Raw genomic sequence first — 17,153 nt, 5'->3', positions numbered from 1 at the left:
TGCGGTCAGCCGAGACCGACTCAGATGTCGAGGAAGCGGACGTCCTTGGCGTTGCGCTGGATGAACTGGCGGCGGGCCTCCACGTCCTCGCCCATCAGGACCGAGAACAGGTCGTCCGCCTGCGCGGCGTCGTCCAGGGTGACCTGGCCGAGGACCCGGTGGTCCTGGTCCATCGTGGTCACGCGCAGTTCCTCGGCGTTCATCTCGCCGAGGCCCTTGAAGCGCTGGATGGAGTCGTCCTTGATCCGCTTGCCCTGCTGGCGGCCCTGTTCGACCAGGGCGTCCCGCTCGCGGTTGGAGTACGCGTACTGGAAGTCGTCCCGGCCCCACTTGATCTTGAACAGCGGGGGACGGGAGAGGAACACGTGCCCCGCCTCGACCAGCGGCCGCATGAAGCGGAACAGGAAGGTCAGCAGCAGGGTGTTGATGTGCTGGCCGTCGACGTCGGCGTCCGCCATCAAGATGATCTTGTGGTAGCGGAGCTTCTCGATGTCGAAGTCCTCGTGCACACCCGTGCCGAAGGCGGAGATCAGCGCCTGGATCTCCTGGTTCTGCAGGATCTTGTCGATCCTGGCCTTCTCGACGTTGAGGATCTTGCCGCGGATCGGCAGGATCGCCTGGTACTCCGGGTTGCGGCCGGACTTGGCCGAGCCGCCGGCGGAGTCACCCTCGACGATGAAGATCTCGCACTTGGTGGGGTCGTTGGACTGGCAGTCCGACAGCTTGCCGGGCAGGGACGCCGTCTCCAGCAGGCCCTTGCGGCGGGTGAGGTCGCGGGCCTTGCGGGCCGCCACGCGCGCGGTGGCCGCCTGGATCCCCTTGCGGACGATGTCCGCGGCCTCGACCGGGTTGCGGTCCAGCCAGTCGGTGAGGTGCTCGTAGACCGCCTTCTGCACGAAGGTCTTGGCCTCCGTGTTGCCCAGCTTGGTCTTCGTCTGGCCCTCGAACTGCGGCTCGCTCAGCTTGACCGAGATGATCGCGGTCAGACCCTCGCGGATGTCGTCACCCGTGAGGTTGTCGTCCTTGTCCCGCAGCAGCTTCTTGTCGCGCGCGTACTTGTTGATCAGCGAGGTCAACGCGGCGCGGAAGCCCTCTTCGTGGGTACCGCCCTCATGGGTGTGGATGATGTTCGCGAAGGAGTACACGCCCTCGCTGTAGCCGCTGTTCCACTGCATCGCGACCTCGAGGGACAGGCTCTTGTCCTTGTCCTCGGCCTCCAGGTCGATGACCGTGGGGTGCACCACCTCTCCCTTGCGGGAGTTGAGGTACTTCACGAAGTCGACGATGCCGCCCTCGTAGTGGTACGTGACGGACTTGACCTCGGCCTTCTCGTCCGCCCCGGCCTCGTCCGCCCCGGTGACGGCCTTGGCCTGCTCGCGCTCGTCGGTGAGCCGGATCGTCAGGCCCTTGTTGAGGAACGCCATCTCCTGGAAGCGCCGGGACAGCGTCTCGAAGGAGTACTCGGTGGTCTCGAAGATCTCCGAGTCGGCCCAGAAGGTGACCGACGTACCGGTCTCCTCGGTCGCCTCGTGCTCGACCAGCGGTGCCGTCGGGACGCCCATCTTGTAGTCCTGCGTCCAGCGGTGACCGTCGGTCTTGACCTCGACGGAGACCTTGGACGACAGGGCGTTCACGACGGAGACGCCGACGCCGTGCAGACCGCCGGAGACGGCGTAGCCGCCGCCGCCGAACTTGCCGCCCGCGTGCAGCACGGTCAGCACGACCTCGAGGGCCGGCTTGCCCTCGGAGGGCACGATGCCCACGGGGATGCCACGGCCGTTGTCGATGACGCGTACGCCGCCGTCGGCGAGGATCGTCACGTCGATGGTGTCCGCGTAACCGGCGAGCGCCTCGTCGACCGAGTTGTCGACGACCTCGTACACCAGGTGATGCAGACCGCGCTCACCGGTGGAGCCGATGTACATACCGGGTCGCTTGCGGACCGCGTCCAGACCCTCGAGGACGGTGATCGCGCTCGCGTCGTACGAGGCGGCGGCCTCGCCGCTCGGAGCGACGGCCGCGTCGTTCACGTCGGCATCGGTGGACGGGATGTTCTCGTTGGGGTTGCCGGAATCGGCCACGAAGCGCCCTTTCTGGCACAGCACTAGCCAGGCTCCTGGGGGTGCCCCCTCTGGGGGAGGGTTGCCGGAGCGGCTGCGGCATGTTGCGTTTGGTAAGCCTTGATCAGCGTTGCTCAGCTTTTCCCGGACGGTCCCCACGTTTGGGGCGGGATCGGCTTCCAGTCTACCGGTAGCACTGACAGTGATGGGGGTTTGCCGGTACCTGAGTACGCATGTGCCGCCCTCAACCGGTCTCGCCCGACTCCCCATATGCGGAGCGGGGCTCCAAGAGCCTCTGAGCGGCACTCAGCGCTTCCGCCTGTCAACCCTTGGCTACTTCGGAGTCAGGTCGATCTTCATGGGCGCGCGCGACCGTGCTGACAGGGCCGCCGACGCCCGTTCCAGCGGCCCCGGAGTGATGTCGGTCACCCGTAGGTGTCACCGGGTCCCGTGCTCCCAGGGGCGCGCAAGCGGCCGTAGCGCTGGGTGGGACCGCTGGGGCCCTGGACCTTGAGCAGCCGCACCGTGCCGTGCCCGAGGTCCTCGTTGAGGCGCGCGACGAGTTGCGGGGCCAGCAGCCGCAACTGCGTCGCCCACGCCGTGGAGTCGCACTGCACGGTCAGGACGTGTTCGTCCTCGTCGTACCGCTGGGGAACGCAGTGCTTGGCGAGGTTCTCGCCGACGATCTGCGGCCAGCGCCCCATCACCCCGCCCACCGCGGCCGGGGTCTCCCAGCCGCGCTCGGTGATCAGACGGTTGATGGCCGCCCCCAGCTCCATCGGGTCGCGGCGGTCGGCGCGGGCGCCGGAGCGCAGTCCGCCGCGCCGGGCCTGCCGCTTCTGCTGGGCCGCGTCGCCACGCGCGCGTGCCTGCTCCTTCGCGGCTCTGAGCGCCACGCGCGCGAGGTCCACGCCCGAGAGTTCAGGGGTCTTCGGGGCCGGTGCCGGTTCGTCGGTGCTCATGCGCGTTCCACCGTGCCGTCGGACACGGCGTACCGCGTCCCCGCCAGAACATGCGGTACGTCGTCGTCGACCGCCGCGGTCACCAGGACCTGCTCGCCGGGCGCGACCAGCTCCGCCAGGCGCTCGCGGCGGCGGGCGTCCAGTTCGGCGAAGACGTCGTCGAGGACGAGCACCGGCTCGTTGCCCTCCGCGCGCAGGAGTTCGTACGAGGCCAGGCGCAGCGCCAGCGCGTAGGACCACGACTCGCCGTGGGAGGCGTACCCCTTCGCGGGCAGCCGGCCGAGGCTCAGCAGCAGATCGTCGCGGTGGGGTCCCACGAGGGTGACGCCGCGCTCGATCTCCTGCTTGCGGACGTCGGCGAGGGCGGCCATGAGCTGCTCGTAGAGCGCCTCGCGCGTGTGGGCCTCGCCGGGCGCCGACGGCTTGTAGTCCAGGGTGACCGGGCCGCCGCCGGGGGCGAGCTGGTCGTAGGCCTTCTCCGCGAGCGGCTGGAGCGCGGAGATCAGATCGAGGCGCTGGGCGAGCAGTTCGGCGCCCGCGCGCGCGAGGTGCTGGTCCCAGACGTCCAGGGTGGAGAGGTCCGCCCCCACGCTCGAATCCGCTCGCGCGGGAGGTGCCCCCCGCCGTCCGCCGTGCCGACGGGCCAGCGCGGCCGTCTTGAGGAGGGTGTTGCGCTGCTTGAGGACCCGGTCGTAGTCGGAGCGGACACCGGCCATGCGCGGGGAGCGGGCGGTGATCAGCTCGTCCAGGAAGCGGCGGCGCTCACCGGGGTCGCCCTTGACCAGGGCGAGGTCCTCGGGCGCGAACAGCACGGTCCGTACGATGCCGAGCACATCACGCGGTCTGACCTGCGAGGACCTGTTGATGCGGGCGCGGTTGGCCTTGCCGGGGTTCAGCTCCAGCTCGACCAGTTGCTGGCGCTCGCCCTGCCGGACGGCGGCCCGGACGATGGCGCGGTCGGCGCCCATGCGGACCAGGGGCGCGTCGGAGGAGACGCGGTGGCTGCCGAGCGTGGCGAGATAGCCGACCGCCTCGACGAGGTTCGTCTTGCCCTGGCCGTTGGGTCCGACGAACGCGGTGACGCCCGGGTCGAGGGGGACTTCGACCCGGGCGTACGAGCGGAAGTCGGCCAGCGACAGATGCGTGACGTGCATGGTCGTTTCGCCGATCTCCCCGAGGTTGTGGACCGCCGGGCGGTCCTGTGGATTACTTCTTCTCGACCGCGTGGCCGCCGAACTGGTTGCGCAGGGCGGCGATCATCTTCATCTGCGGGGAGTCGTCCTGACGCGAGGCGAACCGGGCGAACAGCGACGCCGTGATGGCCGGGAGCGGCACGGCGTTGTCGATGGCCGCCTCGACGGTCCAGCGGCCCTCGCCGGAGTCCTGCGCGTAGCCGCGCAGCTCGTCCAGGTGCTCGTCCTCGTCCAGGGCGTTGACCGCCAGGTCCAGCAGCCAGGAACGGATGACCGTACCCTCCTGCCAGGAGCGGAAGACCTCGCGGACGTTCTCCACGGAGTCGACCTTCTCCAGCAGCTCCCAGCCCTCGGCGTAGGCCTGCATCATCGCGTACTCGATGCCGTTGTGGACCATCTTCGCGAAGTGGCCCGCGCCGACCTTGCCCGCGTGCACCGCGCCCAGGTCGCCCTCGGGCTTGAGGGCGTCGAAGATCGGCTGCACCCGGGCGACGTGCTCGGCGTCGCCGCCGTACATCAGCGCGTAGCCGTTCTCCAGGCCCCAGACGCCGCCGGAGACACCGCAGTCGACGAAGCCGATGCCCTTGGCCGCCAGCTCCTCGGCGTGCTTCTCGTCGTCCGTCCAGCGGGAGTTGCCACCGTCCACGACGATGTCGCCGGGCTCCAGGAGTTCGGCCAGCTCGTCGATCGTGGACTGCGTCGGGGCACCGGCCGGAACCATCACCCACACCACTCGGGGACCGGGGAGCTTGCCCACAAGCTCTTCCAGGCTCTGGACGTCGGCGAGGTCAGGGTTGCGGTCGTATCCGATGACGGTGTGGCCTGCGCGGCGGATCCGCTCGCGCATGTTGCCGCCCATCTTGCCGAGGCCGACGAGACCGAGCTCCATCAAGTGTTCCTTAGGTTGCGATGTGGCATGAGAGGCACGTTCGTACCTGTGTCCGAGCGTAAACCCGGGCGGTCATGCACATCCGAGAGCGCGGACGCTCGCTCGCGCACCCCGGTCCACAGCGTCGGTCCCGGGCCTGTGCGATCGCCGATCGCACAGGCCCGGGACACGCTTCGGACGGTCGTCAGCCGCTCAGCCGCACCGGCATGATCAGGTACTTGTACGTCTCGTCCGCCTCGGCGTCCACGGCCGGCTTGCCGCCCAGCAGCGCGGGCTTGGTGGACGTCGTGAACGAGAGCTGGGCCACCGGCGAGTCGATCGCGCTCAGACCGTCCAGCAGGAACGTGGGGTTGAAGGCGATCGAGATGTCGTCGCCCTCGAGCTGGGCGTCGACCCGCTCCACAGCCTGTGCGTCGTCGCTGGAACCGGCCTCCAGGATCAGCACGCCCTGCTCGAAGCTGAGTCGCACCGGGGTGTTGCGCTCGGCGACCAGCGCGACACGCTTGACGGCCTCCACGAACGGGGCGGTCTCGATGGTGGCGACCGAGTTGAACTCCGTCGGGAACAGCGTGCGGTACTTCGGGAGGTCGCCCTCCAGGAGGCGGGTCGTCGTCCGCCGCCCGGCGCCCTCGAAGCCGATCAGGCCCTCGCCCGCGCCCGAGCCGGACAGCGCCAGCGTCACCGTGTCACCGCTCGTGAGCGCCTTGGCGGTGTCCAGGAGCGTCTTGGCGGGCACCAGGGCGACCGCGGACGCGTCGGGGTTCTCCGGCTTCCACAGGAACTCGCGGACCGCGAAGCGGTAACGGTCGGTCGAGGCCAGGGTCACCGTGTCGCCCTCGATCTCGATGCGCACACCGGTGAGGACGGGCAGCGTGTCGTCGCGGCCCGCGGCGATGGCGACCTGGGCGGCGGCAGCGGCGAAGACCTCACCGGGGACCGTGCCCGTCGCGTTCGGCATCTGCGGCAGTGCCGGGTACTCCTCCACAGGCAGGGTGTGGAGGGTGAAGCGGGAGGAGCCGCAGACCACCGTCGCCCGTACACCGTCTGTGGAGATCTCCACCGGACGGTTGGGGAGGGCGCGGCAGATGTCGGCGAGGAGGCGGCCGGAGACGAGGACCGTGCCCTCCTCCTCGACCTCGGCGTCCACGGAGACCCGCGCCGAGACCTCGTAGTCGAAGCTCGACAGGCTGAGCTGACCGTCCTCGGCCTTCAGCAGCAGGCCGGCGAGGACCGGCGCCGGCGGACGGGCCGGGAGGCTGCGCGCAGCCCAGGCCACTGCCTCCGCGAGTACGTCGCGTTCCACCCGGATCTTCACCGTAAGCCGCCTCCTGCTGTTGCCGGCGCTCTCGCCCTGCCTGGCCTTCGTCGTCTGACTGGTGTCGCGGCTCCCGGAACGGGGCAGGACACCGGAACCAGTCTGACGCACCGCACTGACAGTAGGTGCCTCTCGGGGTCAAGTCGTGACGAGGGACAGCCGTGAACCGGAGCGCGAGTTGTGCACAGGCCCCACTTCGAAACGGATTCCCTGCTCTCTCTGAGTGGAAGTAGTAGTAGGGCCTGTGGAAACCGTGGATAACCACGTTGTCCCAGCTCAGCGGCCAGATTTTGTCCACCGACCCTGTGGGTGGAGCCGGTGGACAACCCGGCCTGTCTGTGGAGAACAGAAAGTTCTGCACACCCCATGCACAGGTTGGGCCTAGTTCTCCCCAGCCTTGTCCCCAGATTTCGCGGCCTTTCCCACAGGCCTCTCCGGCACCTTGATGTGACGCCTTTCACTCGCCCCGGTGAGAGGGCACGTCGCGTTGCCGAACAGTGGACAACGATGTGGAGAACCGGGAGATCGCTGGGGACAACCCGCCCCATCCTGTGGGTTGCCGGTGGATAACCCGACGCACAGCCTGTGGATCATCATCTTGTCCACAGCCTGTGGAGATCGTTTGTCCACCGATCCACAGGTGACTGAGCTGGGCTGATCGTCGTTCAACAGCACAGCCTGTGGACACAGTCTGGATAACTTCGCAGTCCCCAGGATGTGGATGGAAGAAAGTCACCGGATCTGTGGAGGACGACCGTAACCCCGGCAAGTATTCGAACACCGGTTGTCGCTGGAGAGCGTCGGAGATCGTGAGGGCGGCGCGGTGAGAGGGGTGGCGGCGGTGCCGAGTGGTCCCGAAAGACGGTCTGCGGGTGCGGGTGCGGGTGCGGCGAGCGAGGGAGAGGGCGAGGGCTCGTGAGGCCGCCATGGGGCTGCCGTGGCGCGACCGCGGGTCCGCCGGGACACCTGCCGGAAACGGCGAGAGCGCCCCTGGGAAGCCTTCCCGGGGGCGCTCTCGGTGGTCCTGCGACCAGGTCCGCCGTCAGCCGTTCTTGATGCGGTTCGTCAGCTCGGTGACCTGGTTGTAGATCGAGCGCCGCTCGGCCATCAGCGCACGGATCTTGCGGTCGGCGTGCATCACCGTCGTATGGTCCCGGCCGCCGAACTGCGCCCCGATCTTCGGCAGCGACAGATCGGTCAGCTCACGGCACAGATACATCGCGATCTGCCGGGCGGTCACCAGGGCACGTCCGCGGGAGGTGCCGCACAGGTCCTCCACCGTCAGCCCGAAGTAGTCGGCGGTGGCGGCCATGATGGCGGGCGCGGTGATCTCGGGCGCCGTGTCCTCACCGCCGGGGATCAGGTCCTTGAGGACGATCTCCGTCAGTCCGAGGTCCACCGGCTGCCGGTTGAGCGACGCGAACGCCGTCACCCGGATCAGCGCGCCCTCCAGCTCGCGGATGTTGCGCGAGATACGGGAGGCGATGAACTCCAGCACCTCCGGCGGTGCGTTGAGCTGCTCCTGCACCGCCTTCTTGCGCAGGATCGCGATCCGCGTCTCCAGCTCGGGCGGCTGGACGTCGGTGATCAGGCCCCACTCGAAGCGGTTGCGCAACCGGTCCTCCAGAGTGACCAGTTGCTTGGGCGGCCGGTCCGAGGACAGCACGATCTGCTTGTTGGCGTTGTGGAGCGTATTGAAGGTGTGGAAGAACTCCTCCTGCGTCGACTCCTTCTGCGCGAGGAACTGGATGTCGTCGACCAGGAGGATGTCCATGTCGCGGTAGCGCTTGCGGAACGCGTCCGCCTTGCCGTCGCGGATGGAGTTGATGAACTCGTTGGTGAACTCCTCGGAGCTCACGTACCGCACGCGCGTGCCGGGGTAGAGGCTGCGCGCGTAGTGCCCGATCGCGTGCAGCAGATGCGTCTTGCCGAGCCCCGACTCCCCGTAGATGAACAGGGGGTTGTACGCCTTGGCCGGTGCCTCGGCGACGGCGACGGCCGCCGCGTGCGCGAAGCGGTTCGACGCGCCGATGACGAACGTGTCGAAGAGGTACTTCGGATTCAGGCGCGCGGTGGGCTCGCCCGCACCGGCCGCCGGCGCGGGCTTCGCGGCCAGCGGGCCGGGGGCGCCGGTGGCCGATCCCGGCCCGGCCGGACCGCCGCGGTGTCCCGAGCCGTCTCCGGCGGAGGACTCGGGGAGTTCGCGGCGGTGCTGGTCGAAGTCGGGGCGCGCGCTCTCGTAGTCCGGGCGCTGCTGCTCGTACGGCGACCGCTCCAGCGACTGCGCGCGGTAGTCCGGCGCCGGTGTGGCGTACGGGTCGCGCTCGGGGAAGCCGAGCCGCTGCTGCTGCCAGCCGTAGTCGTCCTGGGACGCGCGCGGCCAGGCGCCGGGCTCGGGGCGCTGGTACTCGCCCGGGTAGGCGGGGCGGACAGCGGGGAGCTGGTCGCCGGAGCCGGGGGGCAGTTGGTCGGGGCGCGGCGCGCGGTGGTCGTCGGCGCGGTGGCGGCCGTATCCCTCGTAGCCGTTCTGGGGGTCGTACGCGTCACGGCGCGGGGACGCGGAGAGATCGGGCTCGTCGTAGCGCGGCTGCGGGGCCGGGGGCTCGCCCGCGGAGTCGTCGACGGTGATCGCGATACGGATCGGGCGACCGCACTCACGGCTCAGGGTGTCGCTGACGACCGGCGCGAGCCGACCCTCGAGAACGCCCTTCGCAAATTCGTTCGGGACGGCGAGGAGGGCGGTGTCGGCGACCAGCGCGAGCGGCTGGCAGCGCTTGATCCAGTGCTCATCCTTGGCCTCGACCCCGGGCCCGCGCCCTTCACCGAGAAGCTGCTCGAGTACGCGCGGCCACACTGCGGCAAGATCGGCAGGTACGTCAGCCACAGGGCACGCTCTCTCACAGGTCCCGCGAGGGGCTCGCGGAAAGTCGGGGTGGATCGAGGCGGGGCGGAACCGCCGGGTGGGGACAAGGGAACGAATCGGAGTCCGGCCACGGTAGTCAGGGCGACCGGCGTGGTTCAAGTCGTTGTCCCCAGCCTGTGGACAAGTGTCCCTCACGGGGCACGGGTTTGACCGGACGGTGCGGCCCCACGTACCGTAGCGAGGTCGAGTTGTCGATGGCTGCTGCCGCCTGCCTCCGATGGGCGTAGATCACGCACAGTGTCCACCTAGGGCGCATTTCGGTGATCGGAAAGCGGTGCACTCGGGCGTAATGCGAGCTACTCGTGGGCGCACGGTGACAGCCAGGTGACACCCCGCCACCCACCGAATCATTACTGGAGCCCCCGAGTGAGCAAGCGCACCTTCCAGCCGAACAACCGTCGTCGCGCGAAGACCCACGGCTTCCGGCTGCGTATGCGCACCCGTGCCGGCCGCGCCATCCTGGCGTCCCGCCGCAGCAAGGGTCGCGCCCGCCTGTCCGCCTGAATCGCGAACAGGTCATGACGTGCTGCCTACCGAACATCGGCTGAGGCGGCGCGAGGACTTCGCGACCGCGGTACGCCGAGGACGTCGGGCCGGACGCCCGCTTCTCGTCGTCCACCTTCGTAGCGGTGTCACGGACCCGCACGCGCCTGGGGAGAGCGCTCCCCCGACGCGTGCGGGTTTCGTCGTGAGCAAGGCTGTGGGTGGAGCGGTCGTCCGCAACAAGGTCAAGCGCAGGCTTCGGCATCTGATGCGTGACCGAGTCGCCTTGGTGCCCCCCGGTAGCCTGGTAGTCGTACGAGCGCTGCCCGGTGCGGGCGACGCCGACCATGCACAGCTAGCCCAAGACCTGGACGCCGCTCTTCAACGGCTGACGGGAGGAGGGGGCGCGCGATGAAGTACCCGCTGCTGGCCCTGATCAAGCTCTATCAGTGGACGATCAGTCCGCTGTTGGGGCCGGTATGTAAGTACTACCCGTCGTGTTCCCACTACGGCTATACGGCCATCGACCGGCACGGTGCGATCAAGGGGACGGCGCTCACCGCCTGGCGGATCCTACGGTGCAATCCGTGGTCGTTGGGCGGCGTGGACCATGTTCCGCCGCGCAAGCGTCCGCGGTGGCACGAAATGTTGCGTGACGCCTGGCGTGCACGCAAGGGCGGGCCCTCCGCCGCCGAACCGGTCATCGAGGGGAACGTTCCTTCGAGCCCGGCCGCAGAGACCTCGTCCCATGCCCAAGGAGCATGATTAGTGGACACGATTGCCAGCCTCTTCAGTTTCATCACCTGGCCCGTCTCCTGGGTCATCGTCCAGTTCCACAAGGTGTACGGAGCGATCTTCGGGCCTGACACCGGGTGGGCCTGGGGCCTGTCCATCGTGTCCCTGGTGATTCTGATCCGTATCTGCCTGATCCCGCTCTTCGTGAAGCAGATCAAGGCGACCCGGGCCATGCAGACGCTCCAGCCCGAGATGAAGAAGATCCAGGAGCGCTACAAGAACGACAAGCAGCGTCAGTCCGAAGAGATGATGAAGCTGTACAAGGAGTCGGGTACCAACCCGCTCTCCTCGTGCTTTCCCATCCTGGCGCAGTCCCCGTTCTTCTTCGCCCTGTACCACGTGCTCAACGGCATCGCGTCGGGCAAGACCATCGGCGTCATCGACGACAGCCTGCTCGCCAGTGCGCAGAAGGCCCATATCGTCGGCGCACCGCTGGCCGCCAAGTTCACGGACAGCGCGGACAAGGTCTCCCAGCTCGGTGCTTCGCTGACCGACGTGCGGGTCGTCACCGCCATCATGATCATCCTGATGTCGGCGTCGCAGTTCTACACGCAGCGTCAGCTGATGACGAAGAACGTCGACACGACGGTGAAGACGCCGTTCATGCAGCAGCAGAAGATGCTGATGTACGTCTTCCCCATCATCTTCGCCGTCTTCGGTATCAACTTCCCGGTCGGTGTTCTCGTCTACTGGCTGACCACCAACGTGTGGACCATGGGCCAGCAGATGTACGTGATCCACAACAACCCGACCCCGGGGTCCAAGGCTCAGGCCTCCTACCTGGAGCGTCTGCACAAGCACATCACGCACCACGGCAAGACCCGCAACCGGCGTGAGAAGGTCATCGTCAAGGCCATCGTCGCCAAGGGCCGTGACCGCAACGAGTTCGAGCGCAAGTTCATCAACGGTCTGAGCAAGGCGGGTCTCGCGGCCCAGTCCGACGGTTCTGTGATGAAGAGCGACGCCGTGGCCGTCGAGACCGCCGAGGACGGGACGACCACCGCCGCCCCCAAGCGTCAGCAGCCCAAGCGGCAGAGCAAGGCGCAGCGCCAGTCCGGCGGTCCCAAGGCCGCGGATGACTCTTCCGAGAGCGAGTCCGACGAGCCGCAGGAAGCCCAGCAGAAGGAAGCCAAGCCGGCCGGTGGCGCCAAGAAGGCGACGTCCAAGCCCGGTGACGGCACCCGCAGCAGGGCCCAGTCCGGCCAGCGCAAGGGTCCGCAGCGGCCCAAGTCCCCGTCCAAGAAGTAAGAAGGAGTCCATCCCGTGACGGAAGGCACCACCTCCGCCGCTGCCGAGGGCGCAGACACCCTGACTCGCCTGGAGCAGGAGGGTGAGATCGCGGCGGACTACCTGGAGGGTCTGCTCGATATCGCCGATCTCGACGGCGACATCGACATGGACGTCGAGGCCGACCGCGCCTCCGTGTCGATCATCAGTGACACGGACAGCCGCGACCTCCAGAAGCTGGTCGGCCGCGACGGCGAGGTGCTCGAAGCCCTCCAGGAGCTCACGCGCCTGGCCGTGCACCGGGAGACCGGCGACCGCAGTCGGCTGATGCTCGACATCGCCGGCTACCGCGCCAAGAAGCGCGCGGAGCTCTCGAAGCTCGGCGCCCAGGCGGCGGCCGAGGCCAAGAGCACCGGCGAGCCCGTGAAGCTCAAGCCGATGACGCCCTTCGAGCGCAAGGTCGTGCATGACGCGGTCAAGGCCGTGGGCCTGCGCAGCGAGTCGGAGGGCGAAGAGCCGCAGCGCTTCGTCGTCGTGCTGCCCGCCTGATTCGGCCCGTACGCTTCTCCGGCCCCGTCTGTTGCGCAGGCGGGGCCGAACTTTGTCAGCCTGGTAGTTCCTCACGGCTGTGGTCATGGCAGCCGGGAGCCCTGATAGCCCTGGTTCTGCGCTCAGTGCGCTCATGCGGTACGGAAGGACGGTCCCCGTGACGGAAGCAGCAGAGCTTCCCCCTGCTCCCGAGCAGGCGCGCGAGGTGTTCGGTGATCGCTACGCGGACGCGGTCCGCTATGCGGAGCTGCTTGCCGAGGCAGGTGTGCAGCGCGGTCTGATCGGACCGCGGGAAGTGCCCCGTCTGTGGGAGCGGCACCTGCTGAACTGCGCGGTCCTCTCGGAGGTCGTGCCCGAGGGCGTGACCGTGTGCGATGTCGGTTCGGGCGCCGGTCTGCCCGGCATCCCGCTCGCGCTCGTCCGTGAGGACCTGAAGATCACGCTGCTCGAGCCGCTGCTGCGGCGGACCAACTTCCTCACCGAGGTCGTCGAGATGCTCGGCCTCGACCATGTGACGGTCGTCCGTGGCCGTGCCGAGGAGGTCATGGGCAAGATTCCGCAGGTCCATGTCGTGACCGCCCGCGCCGTGGCCCCGCTGGACCGTCTGGCCACCTGGGGCATTCCGCTGCTGCGTCCCTATGGGGAGATGCTCGCGCTCAAGGGCGATACCGCGGAGGAAGAGCTGAAGAGCGCTGCGTCCGCTCTGAGCAAGCTCGGCGCCGTGGAGACGTCCATCCTGCATGTCGGTGACGGGATCGTGGATCCGCTGTCGACCGTGGTGCGGGTGGAGGTCGGAGAGAGCCCCGGCGGTGTGCGGTTCGCGGCGAAGCGGGCGAAGGCGGCTCGGGCCGGACGGGTCCGCCGCCGTCGCTGACGGTAGACGTCCGGGCACGTTCGGGTACTCCACCCCAGCACCCAAACCTGCCCGACACGGAGTGTCGCGGGGGTTCGGTCAGGGCTGCTGTGCATCGTGTTTCACGTGAAACGTCGCTCACTGCTGCACGGCATCATCAGTCGTGGCCGGGCTGCGGCCGAACCCCGTGACCGTAGGCCCCTCGGATCCCTCGAAGAACCATCGCCTCGCGGAGCCTTGTCCCCCGTAGAGGGAACGGAGTTGTCCACAGAGGTGGATTTCTCCACAGAAGACCGGACCTCACTGGTTCACGACCCTGAAGGCATGGGAGGCTCTGATCACTGTGAGCCTGAAGTCGAGGAGAGTGAATCCTTGCGGTCCGACGCCAACATCGCGGGACCGATGACCGATCCGGTCCCCGGCCCCCGTACCGAGTCGATGGGGGAGGGTGTTTCACGTGAAACACCGCCCCTGATGGACGAGACACCCATCGGTCGTGCTGCCCAACGTGCGGTGGACGCGATGGGCCGGGTCGGCGAAGGCCTGCCACGCCCCAGCCAGACCCGTGTCATCGTGGTGGCCAATCAGAAGGGCGGGGTGGGGAAGACCACGACGACGGTCAATCTCGCCGCCTCCCTCGCTCTACATGGTGGCCGCGTCCTGGTGATCGACCTCGATCCTCAGGGCAACGCGTCCACAGCACTGGGGATCGACCATCACGCGGATGTCCCCTCCATCTACGACGTGTTGGTCGAGAGCAAGCCGCTCGCGGAGGTCGTTCAGCCGGTCTCCGATGTCGAGGGTCTCTTCTGCGCCCCCGCCACGATCGATCTCGCCGGTGCGGAGATCGAGCTGGTGTCCCTGGTCGCGCGAGAGAGCCGACTGGAACGGGCGATCCAGGCCTATGAGCAGCCGCTGGACTACATCCTCATCGACTGCCCGCCCTCACTCGGCCTGCTGACCGTCAATGCGCTGGTCGCCGGTCAGGAGGTACTCATCCCGATCCAGTGCGAGTACTACGCACTGGAGGGTCTCGGACAACTGCTGCGCAATGTCGACCTGGTGCGGGGACATCTCAACCCCACTCTGCATGTGTCGACCATCCTGCTCACCATGTACGACGGCCGGACACGCCTGGCGTCCCAGGTCGCAGAAGAGGTGCGCAGCCACTTCAGCGACGAGGTGCTGAGGACGAGCATCCCGCGCTCCGTCCGTATCTCCGAGGCGCCGAGCTATGGGCAGACGGTGCTGACCTACGATCCAGGATCAAGCGGTGCTCTCTCCTACCTTGAGGCGGCACGCGAAATCGCGCTGAAGGGCGTGGGCGTCGCGTACGACGCACAGCACGCTCACAACGGCGCCCAGACGGAACAGAGCATGGTGGAGGGGATGCAGTGAGCGAACGACGGAGGGGTGGACTGGGTCGTGGTCTGGGCGCACTGATCCCTGCTGCCCCGACAGGAGAGAAGTCGGCAGCCGCGGGTGGGCTGGGTGGCGGTGCGTCCGTCTCCTCGACGCCCCTGCTGGCGACGGACCGGGGAGTGGCGGCTGCGAAGGTGGCCACGCTCCCGCCTGTTTCACGTGAAACCGAGGAGTCGTCGGCACACCGCCCCGTGGGGACGCCCGCGCCGCCCGTGGGTGCCCACTTCGCCGAGTTGCCCCTCGACTCCATCACCCCGAACCCCCGGCAGCCCCGCGAGGTGTTCGATGACGACGCGCTCGCCGAGCTGATCACCTCCATCAAGGAGGTCGGGCTTCTCCAGCCCATCGTGGTCCGGCAGATGGGCCCGGGACGCTACGAACTCATCATGGGCGAGCGGAGGTGGCGAGCCTGCCGAGAGGCCGGACTCGAAGCCATCCCGGCCATCGTGCGCGCGACGGAGGACGAGAAGCTCCTTCTGGACGCCCTTCTGGAGAACCTGCACCGGGCGCAGTTGAACCCGCTGGAAGAGGCCGCCGCCTATGACCAGCTCCTCAAGGACTTCAACTGCACGCACGATCAGCTCGCGGACCGTATCGGCCGGTCCCGTCCACAGGTCTCCAACACTCTGCGGTTGTTGAAGCTGTCACCGGCGGTGCAGCGTCGCGTGGCCGCCGGTGTCCTGTCCGCAGGACACGCTCGGGCCCTGCTCTCTGTCGAGGACTCGGAGGAGCAGGACAGGCTGGCCCACCGCATCGTGGCCGAGGGGCTGTCCGTGCGGGCCGTCGAGGAGATCGTCACCCTCATGGGGTCGCGCCCCCAGAGCGCCATCCGGTCCAAGGGGCCGCGTGCCGGGAGCAGGGTCTCTCCCGCGCTCAATGAGTTGGCCACGCGGCTCTCCGACCGCTTCGAGACCCGGGTCAAGGTCGACCTCGGTCAGAAGAAGGGCAAGATCACCGTCGAGTTCGCGTCGATGGAGGATCTGAAGAGGATCCTGGGCACGCTTGCTCCGGGCGAGGGGCCGGTCATTCAGCAGGGCCTGGACGGCGGTGTCGAGGAGTCCGAGGACTGAGCCGACGAAGCGTGTCGATGTCCGAACGACCGACCGCCAGGCGGGTCGTGTCCGGTGCACACCGGACACGACCCGCTCTTTGCGTTCAGGCGGTGTCGAGGGAATCGCATCCTGGATACGATGCGATCAGGTAGGGTGCATCCACCCCGGCAGGGCCATGATCGGGGAGGCGGGGCCATGCGAACCGTGAGCCGTGGCGGTCTGGTGACCGCAGGCCTGAGCCTGGGGGCGGTCGGCGGGTTCGTCGGCAGCCTGCTCCGGGAGCGGAGCGCTCTGACAGCCGCCCGCGACGCGGCGGGCGAAGGAAGCGAGGAACTGCCTTCATGGGGCGTCGGCTCGTACCGCTCACGCTGGACAACCTTCCGGACCTCCCCCATCGCTGCGGCTCATGCGTCTTCTGGGAGCTGGACCCGGTCAGTGGCGAAGCCGCGGTAAAGGACGGTACCGCTGCTCTGGAGAAGGAGGCCTGGATCTCCGCCGTGCTGCTGGACTGGGGCTCCTGCGGCCGGGTGGTCTACGTGGCCGACGTACCGGTGGGCTTCGTGCTGTATGCGCCGCCCGCCTATGTCCCCCGCTCCACGGCGTTTCCCACAAGTCCGGTGTCGCCGGATGCGGTCCAGTTGATGACCGCCTTCGTCATGCCGGGCTATCAGGGGCAGGGGCTCGGCCGTGTGATGGTTCAGACGGTTGCCAAGGATCTGCTGCGCCGCGGCTTCAAGGCGATCGAAGCCTTCGGCGATGCGCGCTGGAAGGAGCCCGCGTGCCTGCTGCCCGCCGATCACCTCCTGGCGGTGGGATTCAAGACCGTGCGCCCGCACCCCACGTACCCGAGACTGCGGCTGGAGCTGCGGACCACGCTCTCCTGGAAGGAGGACGTGGAGCTGGCGCTGGACCGCCTTCTCGGAGCCGTACAGAAGGAGCCGGCGCTGCGGCCGTTGTGACCGTCGCTTCTCTTCCGCATGACGATGGGCCAGCCCCGAAGGGCCGGCCCATCCGTGTTTCACGTGAAACATGCCGCCATGCCGAGGCGGCGGTCACCGGGTCACTTGGCGGTGATGAAGTCCTCGAGGTCGCGGACGATCGCGGCCTTCGGCTTGGCGCCGACGATGGTCTTGGCCACCTCGCCACCCTGGTAGACGTTCAGGGTCGGGATCGACATGACGCCGTACTTGGCGGCCGTGGTCGGGTTCTCGTCGATGTTGAGCTTGACGACCTCGATCTTGTCGCCGTACTCGGCGGCGATGGCCTCGAGGGACGGGGCGATCTGGCGGCACGGGCCGCACCAGGCGGCCCAGAAGTCCACCAGGACGGGCTTGTCGCTCTTGAGGACGTCCTGCTCGAAGGAGTCGTCGGTCACGTTCTTCAGGGTGCCGGCCACGGTGGGCTCCTTAACTTCGGTGGTGCGGTGGGGG

16 protein-coding genes are annotated in these 17,153 nt (G+C 68.2%); 9 read left to right on the top strand and 7 right to left on the bottom strand.

Annotated elements, in window-relative coordinates; all coding sequences use genetic code 11:
* Nucleotides 1–20 precede the first annotated feature (20 nt).
* The 6 genes from gyrB to dnaA form a co-directional block, all read right to left on the bottom strand.
* Nucleotides 21–2,105: a DNA topoisomerase (ATP-hydrolyzing) subunit B gene (gyrB, locus tag ACZ60T_RS20335; RefSeq protein ID WP_365628773.1), complete on the bottom strand. Its 2,085-nt coding sequence runs from the start codon at nt 2,103–2,105 to the stop codon at nt 21–23.
* Nucleotides 2,106–2,485: 380 nt separating this feature from the next.
* Nucleotides 2,486–3,022, bottom strand: coding sequence for a DciA family protein (locus ACZ60T_RS20330; RefSeq protein WP_365628775.1), 537 nt, complete (start codon nt 3,020–3,022; stop codon nt 2,486–2,488).
* A complete protein-coding gene (gene recF, locus ACZ60T_RS20325) occupies nt 3,019–4,176 on the bottom strand; it encodes a DNA replication/repair protein RecF (RefSeq protein WP_469667126.1) in 1,158 nt (385 codons plus the stop codon). The genes ACZ60T_RS20330 and recF overlap by 4 nt, the downstream gene beginning before the upstream one ends.
* Nucleotides 4,177–4,228: 52 nt before the next feature.
* Nucleotides 4,229–5,104, bottom strand: coding sequence for a phosphogluconate dehydrogenase (NAD(+)-dependent, decarboxylating) (gene gnd / locus ACZ60T_RS20320; RefSeq protein WP_252425368.1), 876 nt, complete (start codon nt 5,102–5,104; stop codon nt 4,229–4,231).
* 184 nt (nt 5,105–5,288) lie between these two features.
* Nucleotides 5,289–6,419 (bottom strand): DNA polymerase III subunit beta, encoded by a 1,131-nt coding sequence (dnaN, locus tag ACZ60T_RS20315; protein WP_252425367.1) that lies wholly within the window; start codon nt 6,417–6,419, stop codon nt 5,289–5,291.
* Between the two features lie 1,042 nt (nt 6,420–7,461).
* A complete protein-coding gene (gene dnaA / locus ACZ60T_RS20310; protein WP_469667125.1) occupies nt 7,462–9,303 on the bottom strand; it encodes a chromosomal replication initiator protein DnaA in 1,842 nt (613 codons plus the stop codon).
* A gap of 405 nt (nt 9,304–9,708) precedes the next feature.
* Between dnaA and rpmH the strand changes: the two genes are divergently transcribed.
* The 9 genes from rpmH to ACZ60T_RS20265 all read left to right on the top strand — a co-directional run bounded on the left by rpmH (nt 9,709) and on the right by ACZ60T_RS20265 (nt 16,682).
* On the top strand, nt 9,709–9,846 hold the full coding sequence (rpmH, locus tag ACZ60T_RS20305; RefSeq protein WP_003956500.1) for a 50S ribosomal protein L34: 138 nt from the start codon (nt 9,709–9,711) through the stop codon (nt 9,844–9,846).
* Between the two features lie 19 nt (nt 9,847–9,865).
* The gene (gene rnpA, locus ACZ60T_RS20300) at nt 9,866–10,240 is read left to right on the top strand and encodes a ribonuclease P protein component (RefSeq protein WP_365628786.1); all 375 of its coding nucleotides are present in this window, start codon (nt 9,866–9,868) and stop codon (nt 10,238–10,240) included.
* Nucleotides 10,237–10,590, top strand: coding sequence for a membrane protein insertion efficiency factor YidD (gene yidD, locus ACZ60T_RS20295; protein WP_365628789.1), 354 nt, complete (start codon nt 10,237–10,239; stop codon nt 10,588–10,590). The genes rnpA and yidD overlap by 4 nt, the downstream gene beginning before the upstream one ends.
* Nucleotides 10,591–10,593: 3 nt before the next feature.
* Nucleotides 10,594–11,868 carry a membrane protein insertase YidC gene (gene yidC, locus ACZ60T_RS20290; protein WP_365628792.1) on the top strand — a complete coding sequence of 425 codons (1,275 nt, stop codon included), beginning with the start codon at nt 10,594–10,596 and terminating at the stop codon, nt 11,866–11,868.
* Nucleotides 11,869–11,883: 15 nt separating this feature from the next.
* The gene (locus ACZ60T_RS20285; protein WP_252425363.1) at nt 11,884–12,396 is read left to right on the top strand and encodes a Jag family protein; all 513 of its coding nucleotides are present in this window, start codon (nt 11,884–11,886) and stop codon (nt 12,394–12,396) included.
* A gap of 157 nt (nt 12,397–12,553) precedes the next feature.
* The gene (gene rsmG, locus ACZ60T_RS20280; RefSeq protein ID WP_365628795.1) at nt 12,554–13,270 is read left to right on the top strand and encodes a 16S rRNA (guanine(527)-N(7))-methyltransferase RsmG; all 717 of its coding nucleotides are present in this window, start codon (nt 12,554–12,556) and stop codon (nt 13,268–13,270) included.
* Between the two features lie 303 nt (nt 13,271–13,573).
* On the top strand, nt 13,574–14,647 hold the full coding sequence (locus ACZ60T_RS20275) for a ParA family protein (protein ID WP_469667361.1): 1,074 nt from the start codon (nt 13,574–13,576) through the stop codon (nt 14,645–14,647).
* A complete protein-coding gene (locus ACZ60T_RS20270; protein WP_469667124.1) occupies nt 14,644–15,741 on the top strand; it encodes a ParB/RepB/Spo0J family partition protein in 1,098 nt (365 codons plus the stop codon). The genes ACZ60T_RS20275 and ACZ60T_RS20270 overlap by 4 nt, the downstream gene beginning before the upstream one ends.
* Nucleotides 15,742–16,064: 323 nt before the next feature.
* A complete protein-coding gene (locus ACZ60T_RS20265; RefSeq protein WP_365628801.1) occupies nt 16,065–16,682 on the top strand; it encodes a GNAT family N-acetyltransferase in 618 nt (205 codons plus the stop codon).
* Nucleotides 16,683–16,783: 101 nt separating this feature from the next.
* Here ACZ60T_RS20265 and trxA read toward each other — a convergent pair whose 3' ends face one another.
* Nucleotides 16,784–17,119, bottom strand: a complete 336-nt coding sequence (gene trxA, locus ACZ60T_RS20260) for a thioredoxin (protein WP_252425359.1) — start codon at nt 17,117–17,119, stop codon at nt 16,784–16,786.
* Nucleotides 17,120–17,153 lie beyond the last annotated feature (34 nt).

Source organism: Streptomyces sp. NPDC104371 (assembly GCF_055583785.1).
Note: the sequence above shows the minus strand (reverse complement) of the source record. Positions and strands in the feature narration are given on the sequence as shown.